Raw genomic sequence first — 16,417 nt, 5'->3', positions numbered from 1 at the left:
CGTGACTCTCTGGGGGAGTTCGTCATGTCTTCGTTGCGCCGCAGATCAGTGCTGGCCGCCATCGCCTCGACCGCTGCCATCCCGCTGGTCGGGAGCACCACCGCCAAGGCGGCACCCGCGAAAGCGACACCGGCCGCCCAGGCCGCGCTGACCGCCCCGCCGGGGATCAGCTTCGCGCAGGGCCGCATCCCCGGCATGGTGTCGCTGGGTGACCCGACCTGGTTCCCCGACGCCGTCCGGGAATCGCTCACCGTCCAGGTGCTGGCCGGGACGCCCGCCCGCACCAAGGTGTCCGACTCGCGCGGCACCCTCGCCGTGCTCACCACCGGCGCCCGCACCGTCGCCGTGCGCGGCCCGCAGCGCACCTTCACCGAGCAGAAGCGCCCCTTCACCGACACCTTCGCCCGCACCTTCACCGGCGACTGGGGGATGTCCCCCGGCGGCGGCAACTGGACCACCTCCAACGGCGCGCCCGCCAACTACTACGTCGAGCCCGGCCGCGGCGTCATCCACATCTCGCAGAACAACTCCAGCTACTTCGCCACCCTCAACGACCCCAACATCGCCGACTTCTCCGCGACCGCGCTGGTCAGCCTCGACACCGCGCCCGCGGGCGCCGACAGCTCCATCGCGCTGACCTTCGGCTACCAGGGCTACGACAACCACTACCGCGCCCGCCTCGCGTTCAGCACCACCGGCACCGTGAAGCTCAGCGTCGAGAAGGAACAGGCCGACGTCGTCACCACCCTGGCCGCGGGCGTGCAGCTGGGCACGGGGTACGTCGCCAACCAGAAGTGGCGGATCCGCGTCGAGCGCACCGGCATCACCCTGCGGGCCCGCGCGTGGCGCTCCGACCTCGCCGAGCCGGGCACCTGGACGCACGTGCTCGACGACGCCACCTTCGGCGCGGGCAAGCTCGGCATCCGGGCGCTCGCGTCGAAGTTCAGCACCGCGCTGCCGACCAAGGCGGGCGTGCACGAGTTCGCGGCGACCGGTGTGTGGGCCGCGCCGCCGGTGGTCACCCACGACACCTGGGTGCGGTTGCTGCCCACGGCGTTCAACGGCACCTGGACCGCGGACATCGAGGCGCGCGTGCGGGCCTGGCCGAACGACATCTCCCCGGACGCCATCGCCCTGGCCGCGATGCTGCAGACCGGTGCCGCGCCGTACAACTCGCCCGCGCAGGGCGGCGCCCAGGTGCTCGGCGAGTCCGGCTACGGGCCGCTGAACCCGGACGGCACCCGGATCGAGGGCGCGGACTTCCACGAGTACATGGGCATCGCGTGGACGTTCCCCAGCGGGGAGACCAAGCCGGTGCCCGGGCCGCAGTGGCTGCGCACCCTGGACTGCTCCGGCATGGTGCGGATGGTGTTCGGCTACCACCTGGGCATCCCGATGGTCTACGACAACCCGACGGGCTTCAACGGGGTCAACCTGCCGCGGCGCTCCCGCGACATCGGCCCGCAGGGTCCCGGCGTGGTGATCCACCGCGACGACCTGGCGCCGCCCGCGTACCCGAACATCCAGATCGGCGACGTCGTCTGCTTCGACGCCGACCCGGACGCCGTCGGCGAGCTGGACCACGTGGGCTTCTACGTCGGGCAGGACAGCACCGGCCGGTACCGGTTCGTCTCCAGCCGCAAGACCGTCAACGGGCCGACCATCTCCGACCTCGGCGGTGCGTCCACCCTCGACGGCACCGGTACCTACGCGACGTCGCTGCGCATCGTGCGCCGATTCTGACCGCGCGAGGGTGGGGCGCCGCCCTCGGGGGAGGGCGGCGCCCCAGGGCGCCTCAGAGCTTCTGCCAGGTCGGCTTCGCCGCGTAGGTGGCCCGGAAGTAGTCGGCGTGCTTGAGCCTGCTGGCGGCGGCCTCGTCGACGATCACCGTCGCGTGCGGGTGCAGCTGCAGCGCGGAGGCGGGCGTGACGGCGGCCAGCGGACCCTCCACGGTCAGCGCGATCGCCTCGGCCTTGGCCTCGCCCGCGGCCACGAGCACCAGGTGGCGGGCGTCGCTGATGGTGGCGATGCCCTGGGTCAGCACGTGCAGGGGGACCTCGTCGAGGCTGCCGAAGAACCGGGCGTTGTCCAGCCGGGTGCGGTGGGTGAGGGTCTTGACCCTGGTCCGCGAGCTGAACGACGAGCACGGCTCGTTGAACCCGATGTGCCCGTCGGAGCCGACCCCGAGCAGCTGCAGGTCGACGCCACCGGCCTCCTGGAGCTCGCGCTCGTAGGCGGCGCACGCGGCGGGCAGGTCGTCGGCGGCGCCGTCCGGGCCGAGGAAGGACGCCGGGGTCAGGCCGAGCGGGGTCAGCACCTCGCGCTCGATGACCGCCCGGTAGCTCTCCGGGTGCCCCGGCGGCAGGCCGACGTACTCGTCGAGCTGGCAGATCCGCACCCCGCCCACGTCGAGCGTCCCGGCGGCCACCCGCGCGGCGAGCGCGGTGTAGACCGGCAGCGGACTGGACCCGGTCGCCACCCCCACCAACGCGTCCGGCTTCACCGCGACCAGGTCGGCGATCGCCCCGGCGGCAACCTCACCCACCGCCGCACGGTCGGCAACGATCACGATCTCCATGTCCGTCCCTGTCCTCAAACCACCCGTTTGGTATAGACCAATAATAGCAAGCGAACACCCCCCGTGTCCGGCGGACCACACCACACCGCCGTGCTCTTGACACGGGTAAGGGGCCTGCTACCGAGGGTAGGCGAGCCCCCTTCCCCCGGCCAGGCCACCGCTCACCCCGCCACGCCCCTGCGTCGACCACCCCAGCGCCCGTTGCCACTCCACCACAACACCCTCTTGCCGCGATCCAGATTCCCCGCGAGTGACTTCGCGACCTGTCCCAGCGCATTCCCAGCGGTTCGCGGAGCACCCGTCCGCTGCTCGCTCATGGCGAGTTCGGTGCCCGCGAGCGCCGTGTCCCAATGTGTTCCGGCGGCCGTCAACCCGACGCCCGGCCGCTGTTCGCCCATCGCGAACCCAGCCCGCACGGCCGCCCAGGACCCGCCCGCATCGCCCACCCAGCCAAGATCAACTCCGCGGCCGGGGCCCACCCTCCCGGGGGCCGGGGGCCCATCTCTGAACCTATCGAAGTGGGCGGTTTGTCAATAGGGGCGCGGAAGGGGCTGTGGACAGTTCGCGGGGTTGTGGACAGAGGGGGAGTGCGCGGGTCGTCTACAGGTGTACGCGCCTGGTCATTGACCGCTGGGGTGGGTGAACTTACGGTGCGTGCTCGACTCGTGTTCGCAGGAGGTTGACCGTGGTGCCGACCACCCTGTCCGACTGGCTTGCCCTCGACCAGCCCGGCCGTGCTCGATGTCTCGCTGACGCGGTCGGGCGGGCCGGAGGTTCCGAGCTGGGGGAGTGGATAGGACGTCCGGCGGCGACTACGCACGGTGGTGGTCTGCTGGCGGGTATTCCCTTCTCGGTCAAGGACAACATCGACGTCCGGGGGTGTGTCACCACGGCGGGTAGTCCTCTGCTCCGCGCCACTCCCGCCGAGGTCGACGCGTCTGTCGTGAGCGCTATCCGCCAGGAAGGGGCGGTGGTGCTCGGGAAGACGAACCTGCACGAGCTCGCGTTCGGCATCACGAGCAACAACAAGGCATTCGGTCCCGTGCGCAACCCGGTCGACCCCAGCAGATCGGCGGGCGGTTCGAGTGGCGGCAGCGCGGTGAGTGTGGCGTCGGGCGCGGTGCCGTTCGGGTTGGGGACCGACACGGGGGGATCCGTCACGATCCCGGCGGCGTACTGCGGGGTGGTCGGGTTCCGCCCCACCACCGGCCGCTACCCGGGCGATGGCGTCGTCACCCTCTCGACGACCCGGGACACCGTCGGCGTCCACGCCCGCACCGTGCGGGACGTGCGGACCGTCGACGAGATCATCACCGGGGAACCCGCGGTGTCGCAATCGCTTGCGGGGCTGCGCGTCGGCTTGCCCGGCAACCGGTTCCGCGATCTCAACCCGGACATCGAGGACGCGATCGCCGCCTTCGTGTCCACTGTGGAGCAGGGCGGCGCCGCGCTGGTCGACCTGGACCTCGCGGAACTGGACCACCTGGCGCACACCGGCAACGTCCTCGTCTTCCGCGAAGCCCCGCGGCTGCTCGCCTCCCGCACCGACCACGCGGTCGAGGACTGGCCGAACCACATCGCGTCGCCCGATGTCCGGTCGCTCGTCGAGGGAATGGCCGAACCGGTCCCCGTCGAGCACTACGAGGCCGCGCGGGCAGATCGCCGGCAGTTGTGTAGGCGCTACCTCGACCTGTTCGCGCAGGTGGATGTCCTCCTGTTCCCGACATCGCCCGTCCCGCCTCCGCTGCTCGGCGCCGATGACGTCATCAGCCTCAACGGGCGGCTCCTGCCCACCTTCCCCACGGTCACCCGCAACGTCACCCCCGGCACCGTCGCGGGCCTCCCGATGATCTCCGTACCGGCCGGGACGACCGCGGCTGGCCTTCCGGTGGGCATCTGCCTGGAGGCCCGCCCGTTCGCCGACGCCCGGCTGCTCGCCGCCGCCCTGACCGTCCACAGTGGTCACCAGTTGGGGTGATCCACTGGGAACGCCGCACTCCTGCAATGGTCTAGACCATATTGACGACTCCGGTCTACCCTGGGACGACCTGACCCGGCTGACCAGGGGGAACGCGATGAAGACGGTGCTCGACCGTGTCGAGGCGGACTGGGCGCGCAGGCTGGCGCTGCCGGGGCTGCGGATCTCCCTGGCGCTGGTGTACCTGTGGTTCGGCCTGCTGAAGGTGATCGGCCAGTCCCCGGTGGCCGACCTGGTGCGGGCGACCATGCCCTGGGTCCACGGCCCGTGGCTGTTACCCGCGCTGGGCTCGGTGGAGATAGCCCTCGGTCTCGCCCTGCTCTTCGGCGCCCCTCGCAGGCTCGCCCCCGCCGCGGTCGCCGCCCACCTGGCGGGCACCTTCCTCGTCTTCTTCCAAGCCCCCGCGATGGCCATCCACGACGGGAACCCCCTGCTGCTGACCGCCACCGGCGAGTTCGTGCTCAAGAACCTGGTCCTGGTCTGCGCCGCCATCGCCATCCTCGGCCTCGACCGCAAGTCCACTGTGGAGGATCGGGTGGTCGCCGCTGGATGACCCCCTCTGGCAGAATGCCCACGTCACAGGGCGGGAGGGGGCGGCATGGACCAGGCGCGGCTGCGGGAGGTCGTCGAGGTGGACGACCACATCGACGAGGACGGGGTCGACGCGTTGCCGGAGTACGGGCAGATCCTCGGGCAGGAGGGTCTGCGCCGGTACCGGGAGCTGCTGGATCGCGCGGCCGCCGCGACGCCGTCCAGGGAGCGGCGGTACGTCCTGGACCTGCTCGCCGAGCGGTTGGCCACCACGTCCGTCTACTAGGGTCCGATGTGGACGAACGGCGCCCACTTGTCCGGTTGGTCCGGGTACCGGGCCCGCAGTCCGGCCGTGGTCGCCGCCAGCGCCCGGGCCGCCTCGGCCGAGCGCGGCCGACCGTCGACGACCAGGTGCCGGTACACCGAGTCGGCCACGGCCGCCGCGACCGGGTCGGACACCGGCCACTGGGTCGCGATCACGTGCCGGAACCCCGCCAGCTGCAACGCCGCGGCGAGGTGCACCGTCTCGTCGGCCAACCGCACCGACCCGCCCGCGGTGTGGCACGCCGACAGGTAGGCCAGTTCCGCGCCGGTGAGGTCGTGCGCGGCCAGCCGCAGCACCGACAGGTCGCCGTCGTGCAGGTGCAGCGCGCTGTCGCCGGGGTGGTCCAGGTCCTGCGTCGCGTGGCAGGCGAAGTGGACCCACGGGTACGCGGGCAGTTCCGACAGCACGGCGGCCGGTGTCGCGTCGGCGCCCAGCAGCGTCCGCGTCCCCGGCACGGTCGCCGCGATCCGCTTCAGCTCGTCCACCACCGCGGGCAGCGGCGCGCGACCGGCGCGTTCCGGCACCCCCACGGCCAACAACCGCGACCCGCCACCGGTGCCCGCGCGCCTGCTCCGGATCAGCGCGCCGAGATCGGTGGTGTACGACGACAGGGTCCGGTCCGGGACCGTGGGGCGCCGCTTGCCCGCCGGGGTCGACGAGCCGTAGCGCCCGGCCGCGTGCAACGGCAGCATCGCCAGCGGGCCCGTCGGGCACCACCAGACCCGGTGCCGCACCGGACCGTCGAGCGAGTCCAGCGCCGCGACGACCGGTCCCGCCGCCGTGTCCCACAGCCAGCGCAGCATCGACACCAGCGTCTGCCGCAGGTCCACCGGCTCCCCGGTCGCGGCGAACAGCGCGTCGGCCCGCCGCCGGACGTCCGCGGGGCGCAGCCACGGCAGCGGCACCACGGTGACCCCGTCTTGGCGCACCAGCAGCGCGTCGCTGCGCCCGACCCCCAGGTTGACCAGCACCACCGTCCCGCCGGTCGCCGCGTGCCGCAGTTCCGCGAACGGCCGCGCGCCGAGGAACGTGCCGAACCCCGGCACCCGGCGCACCTCGGCGAGCAGCACGTCCCACCGCTGCGCGAGTCGGCGGTGGCGCTCGGCCTCGGCCGGGATGTCGGCCGAGGCGACCAGGGCGCGCCGGGTGCCCTCCAGCCGGTCGGCCAGGTCCGGGGCGACCGCGCGCAACGCGGACAGGTCGCCCCGGGTCTGCACCGCCTGCCGCCACAACACGGTCCGGCCCTGCTCGGCCAACTCCACCGCGTGCTCCGGCCGCCCCACGTGCACGGCCAACGCGGCGGCCTCACCGGCGAGCCCCGCGACCCCGGCCAACCTGCGCTCCTGGGCCGCCCGGTCGAGCCCGCGCTCGGCCAGCACCGGCAACAGCCGGATCGCCGCGGTCGCCGCCTCCACCGCGGCGGGCAGGTCCCGCAGCCGCAACGCGGACCCGAGCCAGGCCCGGGCCGCGGTCATCCGCTCACCCGCGTCCCCGGTCGGCTGCTCGGCCGCCGACCGCCACAACGCGACCGCCTTGAGCAGGTCGGCCTCCGCGCCCTCGGTGGCGTAGCGCTGGCGGTGCGCGTGGCCGAGCGCGATGAGCGCGGACACCCGCTTGGCGCGACCCGGTTCCAGCCTGGCCACCGCCTGCTCGCCGAGCCGGATGGCGTCGTCGACCCCGGCGCCGCGCACCCCGTCCTCGGCGGCCAGCGCGGTCAACGTGGTGAGCTGCGCGTGCAGCAGCGGCAGCCGCGTGTCCTGCGGTCGAGTCGCCGCGATGGCGTCACGGATCCGTTGGACGGCCGTGGCCAGGTCGTCTCGGTCGCGGCGGAGGAAGTACCGGGTCGCCAGCGCGCTACCGAGGTTCGTCAGCGCTATCGGCCGCACGCCGTCAAGTCCGTGCGCCAGTCGTAGTGCCTCCTCGGCCAACGCCACCGCGTTGTCCACATCGGGCAGATTGGAGGTCCGCTGCGCGCGCCGGGTGATCAACGCGGCCTCCGTGGCCAGCCAGTGCGCGCGCGACGGCCCGGCCTTCGCCAGGCGCGGCCGGATCACCGCGCACAGCGCGAGCGCCTCCGCCAGGTCGTCGGCCCGGTCCAGGTGCTCGACCCGCCGGATCAGGCACGTCGCGAGCACCTGCCGCAGCGCGTCGGCCACGGGATGCCCGGTCGCCGTGGTGGCGACCGCCTCCCGGACCAGCGCGACCGCCTGGTCGAGGTCGGCGATGTCGTGGGTGTTCTCGAACCGCACCCGCAACGCCTCGGCGCGCTGCGCGGCGATGTGCGCGACGATCGCGCCCTGGCCGTCGCGCAGGAAGCGCTCGGTGAGCTCCAGCGCCTCCACCAGGTCCTGCTGACCGCCCGTGAGCTGGTGGCGCACGAGCAACGCCCAGGCCAGCGCGTTCACCATGTCGTTCGAGTCCGGCACGGCGTGCACCGCGGCCCGCGCCGACCGCACCAGCGCCTCGGCGTCGGCCGGATCGGCCTTCATGGTCAGCAGCGCCGACGACAGCTGCAGGGCGGCCTCGCTCAACCCGGTCCGCAGCGGGTGGTCGGCGGGCAGGGAGTCGGTCATCGACCGCAGCACCTCGCGCGCCGCCGCCACCCTGCTCGGGTCCCCGGTCTCCTCGAACTGGCCGAGCAGGACGACCGCGGTGGCGTGCGCGGCGTGCGCCGGATCGGTGTCGCCGGTCAGCAGGGCGTCCAGGTCGGGCGGGAGGGACCCGGGATCGGCGTCGCGCGCCAGCCCGGCGCACAGCCGCGCCATCCGCAACGACGCCGCGCCCACGCCCGGCGGCAGCGCGTTGTGGTGGCGGAGGAACCACTGGCCCAGCACCCGCACGACCTCGGCACCGGTGGTCCGGTCGGCGACCGCCCGCGCGTACAGGTCGAGCGCGGCCTGGTGCGCCGCGGCGTCGAGCACCGCAGAGTGGTCACCGTCGCGGTCGAACCGCGCGATCCGCGCGACCAGGTCGTCCAGCGGCGACCCACCCGGATCGGCCATCCCAGCCCAGCCCCCTCGGGTAGAGTCGATCACCGCCACGGTAGCCCGGGCGCGCCGGGCTCGGGAAGGGAACGAGGGTGCCCGCACCGGTCGACGGCGAGCAGCACGCACTGGCGGTCTTCTGCGCCGCCCTGCCCCGGTTGCGGGCGAGCGCGGTGCTCCAGTTCTGGGAAGACACCCTGGAGATGCACGTCGCGGAGGTGGCCGCGGGCGGGTCCGCCGCGTCGGCCTGCCGCGAACTCGCCCTCACCGTGGCGCCACCGCCCAACCGCGATGACGGCGTGGGCGCCCGCACGGACTGGCTGGCCGCCCCGAGCCTGGTCGGCGCCTACGTCTGCCCCGGCAAGCGGTGCCCCCGCCGGGCCGACCGCGACGAGCAGGCCCGCCCGCCGCGGTGCGCGGTGTTCGACGAGCAGATGCGCTTCGTGCGCGGCTGAGGGCACCCGTGACCGCGCTCCTGGGTGAGGTGACCAAGCGGCTGCCCGACCGCTGGCTGGTGGGCACGCTGCTGCCCGGCCTGCTCTGGCTGGCCGTCCTCGCCATCGCCGTGCGCCAGGGCCACGGCCACCCGTTCGACCCCGGCGCGGTCACCGGCACCGCCAGGGCGATCGGCACCCTGGTCCGCGACCGGCCCACCGAGGCACTGGCCTGGGGCGGGTTCGCGGTGGGCGCCGCGATGCTGACCAGCCTGGCCGCCCGGGGTCTCGGCGGCGCGGTCCGGTCGCTGTGGTGGGGCCGGTGGCGTGGACCGCTGGCGCTGCCGGGGCGCCTGATCACCCGGCTGCGCGCCCACCGGGCCCGTCGCGCGCTGGAGCGCGCGGGCAGCCGACTGCCCGAGCGGTACCTGCCCGCCCTGCCGACCTGGATCGGCGACCGGCTGCGCCTGGTGGACGTCCGCGTCGACGCCCAGTACGGCCTGGTGCTCGCCCTGGTCTGGCCCCGGCTCTGGCACCGGCTCGACGCGGACACCCGGGTCGTGGTCGCCCAGGCACGGGGCAGGCTCGACCTGGCGGCCACGCTGGTCGGGTGGGGCGTGCTGTACCTGGCGCCGGTCTGGTTCTGGTGGCCGTCGTCGATCATCGCGCTCGGTGTCGGCGTCGTCGGGTGGCGCAGGGGACGGGTGGCCGCCGAGGTGTTCGGCGCCGCCGTGGAGTCCACTGTGGACCTGGGGCACCTCGGACTGGCCGAGGCGCTGGGGCACGACGTGGCCGGTGGGCTGACGCCCCGGGTCGCCGACGCGGTCAACGACCAGCTGCACAAGGGCGCCAGCCCCCAGCGCCTGCCCGCTCAGCAGGTCCCCACGACCCCCGACGACGTGACCTCGTAGGCCGAGTCGAACTGGAGCGACACCCGCGCGCAGCCGCCCGCCTTCTTCGTCAGCTCGGCCACGATCCGCGGCGACGCGGTGCCCTCACCCCAGTAGCCGACGATCCTCGCCCAGTCGAGCAGCCCGAGCGCGCTCACCGGTCCGAGCACGATCCGCCCGATGTGGGACCGCTGGGTCCGGTTGACCTCGCACACCACGTCCGTCACGGCCGACCTGGCCCGTTCGAGGCCCGCGCCACCGCGGACGTCCCCGGCGACACCGGCGGGCAGCAGACAGCTCGCCAGGTCCGCGGTGGGGAACAGCAGCTCGCTCGGCAGCCTGTTGATCGGGACCCGCACCGTGGGCAGGACGCCGGTGGGCAGGCCGATCGTGGGCACCGGGACGTACGTGGGCAGGGTGAGCCGCGGTGTCCCGGCCGAGAACGGTGCCGAGCGGGTGGGCGTCGTGTCCGTCGAGGTGCTGGCGATCAGGGTGATGATGCCGATCACCAGGGCCGACACGACCCCCGCCGTCAGCCACCGGCCGCGCGTGGGCGGTGCGGGGGGCTGGATCACCGGGTCGTCCTCGGGGACCCGCGGTGGCGGTACCTCCGCCGCTGGTGGGGTGTCGGATGTGTCGGTCGCGTCCCGGGCCGCCGAGGCCAGCGCGTCGACCCACGACCGGGCGCTCGGCCGCCTGTCGGGGTCCCGACGCAGGCTCGCGGTCACCTTGGCGCGCAACCGGACCGGCACCCGGCGGGGGTCGCTGCTCTGCTGGTCGTTGGCGAAGAGCCGGACCGCCAGCAGGCCCAGCTTGTAGGTGTCGCTGTCCGGGGTGGCCAGCTCCTCCGGCCCGACGTCGCTGATCCGCCAGTCCGGGGTCTCCACCTGCGGCAGCACGCTCTCCCCGGCCAGCCGCATCGCGTCGCAGTCGAGGAAGTAGCCGCGCGGGCGGGCGGTCAGGCTGAACAGCATGTTGTTGGGGGACAGGTCGCCGACGCTGATCCCCAGGCCGTGCAGCAGGTCGAGCGCCGTGGCGGTGTCGTGCAGGAACTCGTACCGGAACCGGGGGCTGAGCCGCAGACCGCGCGCCGCGAGGTACTCGGGCGGGTTGAGCAGGAACTGCACCAGCGCCAGTTCGGTGCTGGTCTGCTCGCCGAAGCGCATGGTGGTCGTGTACGCGGCGGGCGCCTTGCGCATCAGGAACCCGACGACGACGCCGTCCTTGCGCACCACCGCCTCCGGCCACGCGGTCGTCGCCAGCAGCTTGGCGCGCACCCCCGGGGCGAGCTCGTGCGCGAACCCCACGAAGTCGCGCAGCGCGTCGACGTCCACGTCGTCGACCACCCGCGGGCTGTACTCCTTGTACACCACCGCGTCCGGGCCGTCGGCGTGGTCGAGCAGCCGCAGCACCTTGCCCTGCCCGCCGGTACCGAGCAGCCGCAACCGGCCCAGCGCCCTGGCGTCGACCTCGGGGACATCGGTCACGGCGCCCCCTTGGGCCATACCCCCACCATCGTCCGGTCGTCGTCGAAGGTCTCCCGGGAGAAGTCCAGCAACCGGGCGAACTCCAACGGCGGCGGCGGGCTGCCCAGCGCCCCGGCGAACGCGCCACCGACCAGACCCGCGCCGTCCCCGAGCGCGCCCCCGACGCCATCGGTTCCCAGCAGCAGCACCGAGCCCACGGGCAGGTCGACCGACTCGGCCCGCAGCTCGCGGGGCAGGTGGGGGAGCGCGACGGTCGCGACCTCGGCGATCCCGGGGGACTCCGCCGTCAGGCACGTCCACGTCTCGCCGTCGAGCACCCAGCCCGTCGAGTCACCGACCCGGCACACCTCGGCGCGGGCCGACCCGTCCTCGCGCGGCCGCACCAGGGCGACGAGCAGCGTGGTGGACAGCAGGCGCTCCGCCCGCGCCGACGGGTCGTCGGCACCGGCCTGGCCCCTGGCGAACTCGACCAACGCCCAGCCCGCACAGCGCATCACGTCCGGCCAGTCCGGCTCCTCGCCCGCGTCCAGCACCCTGACCAGTTGGTCGGTGGCGCTGCGGCAGGCCAGGGTGGCCCCCAGGTGCGCCAACTCCACGCTCGACACCCCGTCGGCGACGGCGGCGACCACGGCCCCGGTGCCCTCGTGCCACGACACGGCGAAGTCGTCCTGCCGCGGCGTGCCGTCGTGGCGGTGCTGGTAGCCCCGCACCGACGCCGCCCGCACGGTGAACCCGGCGCTCGACCAGCCGTCGACCGCGGTGTCCGGCCGGTACCCGCCCACCCGCCTCGGCGGGCGCGGCTCGAACTCGGCGACCGGCGTGCCGATCACCAGCGGCCTACCCAGCCCCGGGACGGACTGGTCGCTAGACAACGTCGACGGCCATCACGAAGCTGTTCGGCCGCTCCACCACCAACTCGGTCTTGTCGGCCGCCACCGCGCGCGCCGAGGCGACGATGCTCTTGGTCAGCGCCACGCTGAACTCCGCGATCGCCAGGCCCAGCTCCACCCCCGGCGTGGCCACGAACGCGAACTCCGGCCTGGTCGCCACGTCCAGGATGGTCCGCGCCCGCGCGCCCCCGATCCCGCAGGCGATGATGTTCGGCGCCGCGGGCGTGGTCTCCTTGTCCACCAACCGGTCGTAGGCGGCCCGCCACTCCGGCTCGTCGGTGGGCTGGCCGTCGGTCAGGAAGAACACCGCGGGCCGGTACACCGCGTGCCCCTGCTCCTTGAGCGCGGCGACATCGGTGGGGATCTGCCGCGACAACGCCTCGAACGCGGCGCCGTAGTTCGTGGTCGACCTGGTGCCCAGCACCGGCAGCGTCGCCTCGGTGCGCAGGTCGGCCAGCGACAACCGGGTCCGCACGTCGTCGGAGAACCCCAGGATGGTGAACCGCACCTTCGCGGCCGCCATCGGCTCCCGCAGCAACGCCCGGTGCAGCTCGGCCAGCCCGGCGTTCAGCTCCCCGACCACCCCCGCCATCGACGCCGACTCGTCCGCGACCACGTACACCGGGAGCACGTTGCCCAGGTTCTCCGCCACTACCCCGTCCTCCACCCCGTCGGACCAGAGCCGCCACTATCGCACGCTCAGTGCTCGACCGGACACGCTTTCGCGGCTCTCGCGCCGCTCAGTCGGGTCGGCGGTACACGGAGACGTGCGACGGGGAGTCGGCGGTGAACGGGGCCCCGGCCCAGTCGGCGTGCCGGGACTCCAGGGTGAACCCCGCGATCAGCCCCATGAGATCCATCTCGGCGGGCCACAGGAAGCGGTGGTGGCTGCGGAAGAGCCGGTGCTCACCGGGCGCCAGCTCCCGGTAGTGGTGCGAGGTGAGGCGCTGGGCGACCACGTCGTAGGTGTCGTACCCGGTGTAGCCCTCGCTGTGCGCGAACACGACCGCGTCCTGGCCGGGCGGGAGCTTGCGCAACTCCGGGACACCGAGTTCGAGCACGAACCGGCCACCGGGGCGCAGGTGGCGGAAGGCGTTGCGGAAGCACTCGACCTGTTCGTCCTGGGTGAGCAGGTTGGAGATCGTGTTGTAGACCAGGTACACCAGGCTGAACTGGCCTGGCGCGGTCGCGGTCGCCATGTCACCCACGACGACCGGCAGGGACTCCGCGTCGAGCTTGGTGCGCAACCGCGCCAGCATCGGCTCGGACAACTCGATCCCGGTCACCGGCACCCCGCGCTCGGCCAGCGGGATCCCGACCCGCCCGGTGCCGATCGCGAACTCCAGCGCGGCCCCGCCGTCGGCGAGCTCCACGAGCCGATCCAGGGTCGGCCCCAGCACCTCGGCCGCGAACATCCCCACCCCGGGCGTGTCATACCGACCGGCGACCTCGGCGTTCCAGACCTCGTCCTGACCCATACGACCACCCTGGAACGCCCGCGGTCGTCATGTCCACCGAGTTTCCCGCCCGGTACTCCGCACGAGCACGGCGTCTACAGTGGACGATCAGCCGCGGCGGCGGGGTTTCCCGCGTTTGGGCGCGGCCTGGGCGCGGCGGGCGGGTGTGGCGGGTGTGCGGCGGGACTTGGCGGCCTGGGGCTTGGACTGCGCGGGTCTGGCCTGCGCGGGCTCGGACTTGGCCGCCTGCGCGGGTTCCGGTTGGCGGCCCCGGGTGCTGTTGACGGTGCGGCCGCGGACGATGCCGATCAGCTGCTCGACCTCGTCGGTCGTCTCGTCCTCAAGCCAGGACAGCGCCACCTGGGACTGGGGGACGTCGGTGATCGTCCGGTAGGTGAGGTCCTTGCGGTGGTGCAGCCGGGCCAGCGACTGCGGGACGACGAGCAGCCCGATCCCAGCGGCCACCAGTTCGACCGCGTCACCGGTGGTGTCCGGGCGCTGCAACGCCGGGCGGCCCGGCGGGGACGCCCAGTCGAGCGTGTCGTCGAGCGGGTGCAGCACGATCTCGTCGACCAGGTCACCCGGGGTGACCTCGTCGGCGGCGGCGATGACGTGGTCCTTGGGGACGACCACGACCGACACCTCGGTGTAGAGCGGGATGGCGTGCAGCCCCTCGCGGTCGCCGCCCACCCGCAGCAGCGCCGCGTGCACCCCGCGCTCGCGCACCTGGTCGGCGGCCTCGCCCGCGGTCACCTGCACCAGGTCGAGCGGCACCTCGGGGGAGCGCTCGGCCCACATCCGCGTCCACTTGGAGGGGATCACCCCCGGCACGTAGGCGAGCCTGAAGGGTGCAGCTGGGTCCGGCCCTGTCACCAGGCCAGACTACCGGCGGTGAACGCCCCCGCTACGCTTGCCCCCATGACCTCGCCGCACAAGACGCCCCAGACGATGAAGCCCGCGACCGCGGCGAAGAAGCTGGGCGTGTACCTGGAGGCCACCCCCGCCGAGTTCCAGGACGGCACCATCTCCCGCGACGAGCTCAACGCGCTGCAGGCCGACCCGCCCACCTGGCTGCGCGACCTGCGCCGCGACGGCCCGCACCCCCGCACGGTCGTCGCCGCGAAGCTGCGCGTGTCCATCGGCGGCCTCACCAGGGCCGGTTTCGCCGACCCGCTCACCACCGAGCAGATCGAGGCCATCAAGGCGGAGAACCCGGAGTGGCTGCGGCAGGAACGCGCCACCCAGGCCGAGTTCCGCAAGGAGTCCGAGCGGGTCAAGCAGCCCGCGGAGCCGAAGCCCGTCCGCGCGCCGAAGCCGCCCAAGGTCGACAAGGCGGGCAACGTCCGCAAGGCCGCGCCCCGCCGCTCCCGTTAACCGCCGCTCTCGTCAACCGCCGCTCCCGCTGACCGCCGCCTCGCCGGGCCGATCACGCCCACCGGCTGAGCGGCTGGCGGCCTGAGCAGTTGAGTACCTGAGCGACTGAGTGCCTGAACCGTTGAGTGCGATCAGGTCGTCGGTGGTCTTGCCGCGCGCGGAGACGACGACCACGGTGGCGGTGCCCCCGGCGTGCGTGCCGTGTGCGATCGCCCCCAGCGGACACTTCGATGAGTGCCCCAGCGGATATTCCGGCGCTGTAGGTGCCCAAGCCCCGCGCGCGCGACCGGTGACCTGGAGCGGGTCCCCTCGCCTGGCTTGGCGCCAGGTGGGGGGACCCGCGGCTCTGGTCCCGGACTGTCCGGTGCGGATGGCCCGTCCAACGGTGCTCGTCGGTAGCGGCGGTGCTAACGAAGCGAACGGTTGAAGCCTACGAACGCGCCGGGGTGGCTGCCCAGTCCCTGGACGGCTGAAGCGTCCACTGTGGAATAGGCCGCAGCGCTGCTCACCATCACCTGATGGGACGGTATCCGTGTGGTACCGGTGCCCGCGCGCTCACCGGTGTATCTGGACCGCTAGTGGCCGCTCAGGTCCCGCAGCGACGCCGCGACCGCCGCGACGAAGGCGTCCCGGGTGGACTCGTCGACCAGGTCCAGGGACAGGTACGGGTTGAGGTCCTCCAATTCCACCAGCAGCAACCCCGCCGCGGTCCGGCAGGCATCGACCCGCTGGATGCCGTGGTCGAGGGTGTTCCACCGTACGAACCGCTCGGCGAAGGCCAGGTCGTCGCCGGTCGGTTCGTACGCCCGCAGTTCCCAGCGCTTGCCGGGGTCGGGGGCGTACAGGGCGTAGTGGAACTCGTGGTCGACGAAGTAGAACGACACCTCGTACTCGAAGTCGACCTCCGGCTGGATCAGGATCTCGCCCCCGGCGGGAATGCCCGCGCGGTCGGTGCGCAGCAGCCCCACCGAGTCGGCGCCCGCCTTGGGCTTGACCACGTAACCGTCCACATCGGGCAGTCGATCGAGGTCCTCGACCCGGTCGACCGTGGGGATCACCGGATACCCCGCCGCCGACAGGTCCACCAGGTACTGCTTGCCCGCCATGTCCCCACGCCCGTGCAGCGGGTTGAACACGACCGTCCCGTTGGCCAGCGCGTGCGCCCGGAACGCCTCGTACTCGGCCGGGTAGTGCAGGACCGGTCCGCTGTTGCGCACCAGCACCACGTCGAACCGGTCCATCAGCGCCACCGCGTCCGACGGATGGCACAGCGCGACGTCGAAGTGCGCCCGAAGCCGCGACGCCAGGTACGCGTCCTCGTCGCCGTAGCGCCGCCCGCGAGCCGGGTAGGTCAGATCGGAAACAAGCAGCAGCGCAGACATCCCACCAATCTACGGCCGCCCCCTCCTCCCGGCCAGCCACCGGGCGCGGCAGCCTGGTGTCCGTGTCCGTGTCCGTGTCCGTGTCCGTGTCCGTTCTGGTGGTGGTG

General features: G+C 73.3%; 15 protein-coding genes. 7 read left to right on the top strand and 8 right to left on the bottom strand.

The annotated features are described in order from the left end of the window. Positions 1–24 precede the first annotated feature (24 nt). Entirely contained in the window at positions 25–1,743 is a 1,719-nt protein-coding gene (locus CLV68_RS17585; RefSeq protein ID WP_121391941.1) for an NlpC/P60 family protein, read from the top strand. 52 nt (positions 1,744–1,795) lie between these two features. On the opposite strand, the gene CLV68_RS17580 is transcribed toward CLV68_RS17585, so the two are convergent. After that, positions 1,796–2,578 (bottom strand): glucosamine-6-phosphate deaminase, encoded by a 783-nt coding sequence (locus CLV68_RS17580; protein WP_121391940.1) that lies wholly within the window; start codon positions 2,576–2,578, stop codon positions 1,796–1,798. Between the two features lie 688 nt (positions 2,579–3,266). Between CLV68_RS17580 and CLV68_RS17575 the strand changes: the two genes are divergently transcribed. From CLV68_RS17575 to CLV68_RS17565, 3 genes are all read left to right on the top strand, one after another. Beyond that, positions 3,267–4,556, top strand: a complete 1,290-nt coding sequence (locus CLV68_RS17575) for an amidase family protein (RefSeq protein WP_246009932.1) — start codon at positions 3,267–3,269, stop codon at positions 4,554–4,556. 97 nt (positions 4,557–4,653) lie between these two features. Continuing rightward, entirely contained in the window at positions 4,654–5,109 is a 456-nt protein-coding gene (locus CLV68_RS17570; RefSeq protein ID WP_211346603.1) for a hypothetical protein, read from the top strand. A 45-nt stretch (positions 5,110–5,154) separates the two neighbouring features. Beyond that, positions 5,155–5,373: a hypothetical protein gene (locus CLV68_RS17565; RefSeq protein ID WP_121391938.1), complete on the top strand. Its 219-nt coding sequence runs from the start codon at positions 5,155–5,157 to the stop codon at positions 5,371–5,373. Here CLV68_RS17565 and CLV68_RS17560 read toward each other — a convergent pair. Beyond that, the gene (locus CLV68_RS17560; RefSeq protein WP_121391937.1) at positions 5,370–8,414 is read right to left on the bottom strand and encodes a CHAT domain-containing protein; all 3,045 of its coding nucleotides are present in this window, start codon (positions 8,412–8,414) and stop codon (positions 5,370–5,372) included. The two genes, CLV68_RS17565 and CLV68_RS17560, sit on opposite strands and share 4 nt — an antisense overlap. Positions 8,415–8,491: 77 nt before the next feature. Here CLV68_RS17560 and CLV68_RS17555 point away from each other — a divergent pair, with 77 nt between their 5' ends. Together CLV68_RS17555 and CLV68_RS17550 are read left to right on the top strand one after the other, a co-directional pair. Next, on the top strand, positions 8,492–8,851 hold the full coding sequence (locus CLV68_RS17555) for a hypothetical protein (RefSeq protein WP_121391936.1): 360 nt from the start codon (positions 8,492–8,494) through the stop codon (positions 8,849–8,851). A gap of 8 nt (positions 8,852–8,859) precedes the next feature. Then, positions 8,860–9,741 carry a hypothetical protein gene (locus CLV68_RS17550; protein ID WP_121391935.1) on the top strand — a complete coding sequence of 294 codons (882 nt, stop codon included), beginning with the start codon at positions 8,860–8,862 and terminating at the stop codon, positions 9,739–9,741. On the opposite strand, the gene CLV68_RS17545 is transcribed toward CLV68_RS17550, so the two are convergent. The 5 genes from CLV68_RS17545 to CLV68_RS17525 all read right to left on the bottom strand — a co-directional run bounded on the left by CLV68_RS17545 (position 9,702) and on the right by CLV68_RS17525 (position 14,427). Beyond that, positions 9,702–11,207 carry a serine/threonine-protein kinase gene (locus tag CLV68_RS17545; protein ID WP_147460048.1) on the bottom strand — a complete coding sequence of 502 codons (1,506 nt, stop codon included), beginning with the start codon at positions 11,205–11,207 and terminating at the stop codon, positions 9,702–9,704. The genes CLV68_RS17550 and CLV68_RS17545 overlap by 40 nt on opposite strands. Further along, a complete protein-coding gene (locus tag CLV68_RS17540) occupies positions 11,204–12,037 on the bottom strand; it encodes a protein phosphatase 2C domain-containing protein (protein ID WP_170224422.1) in 834 nt (277 codons plus the stop codon). The genes CLV68_RS17545 and CLV68_RS17540 overlap by 4 nt, the downstream gene beginning before the upstream one ends. 34 nt (positions 12,038–12,071) lie before the next feature. Continuing rightward, positions 12,072–12,749 carry a vWA domain-containing protein gene (locus tag CLV68_RS17535; protein WP_121391932.1) on the bottom strand — a complete coding sequence of 226 codons (678 nt, stop codon included), beginning with the start codon at positions 12,747–12,749 and terminating at the stop codon, positions 12,072–12,074. An 88-nt stretch (positions 12,750–12,837) separates the two neighbouring features. Then, complete coding sequence (locus CLV68_RS17530) at positions 12,838–13,575, bottom strand: class I SAM-dependent methyltransferase (protein WP_121391931.1); 738 nt, start codon at positions 13,573–13,575, stop codon at positions 12,838–12,840. 87 nt (positions 13,576–13,662) lie between these two features. Further along, on the bottom strand, positions 13,663–14,427 hold the full coding sequence (locus tag CLV68_RS17525) for a LysR substrate-binding domain-containing protein (protein ID WP_246009931.1): 765 nt from the start codon (positions 14,425–14,427) through the stop codon (positions 13,663–13,665). A 45-nt stretch (positions 14,428–14,472) separates the two neighbouring features. Here CLV68_RS17525 and CLV68_RS17520 point away from each other — a divergent pair, with 45 nt between their 5' ends. Continuing rightward, complete coding sequence (locus tag CLV68_RS17520; RefSeq protein ID WP_425454859.1) at positions 14,473–14,928, top strand: DUF5997 family protein; 456 nt, start codon at positions 14,473–14,475, stop codon at positions 14,926–14,928. A 575-nt stretch (positions 14,929–15,503) separates the two neighbouring features. On the opposite strand, the gene CLV68_RS17515 is transcribed toward CLV68_RS17520, so the two are convergent. After that, positions 15,504–16,310 carry an ATP-grasp domain-containing protein gene (locus CLV68_RS17515; RefSeq protein WP_121391929.1) on the bottom strand — a complete coding sequence of 269 codons (807 nt, stop codon included), beginning with the start codon at positions 16,308–16,310 and terminating at the stop codon, positions 15,504–15,506. Positions 16,311–16,417: the final 107 nt, after the last annotated feature.

It is taken from the genome of Actinokineospora cianjurensis (genome assembly GCF_003663795.1).
Lineage (GTDB): Bacteria > Actinomycetota > Actinomycetes > Mycobacteriales > Pseudonocardiaceae > Actinokineospora > Actinokineospora terrae.
This window is presented reverse-complemented; position numbering and strand designations above follow the sequence as displayed.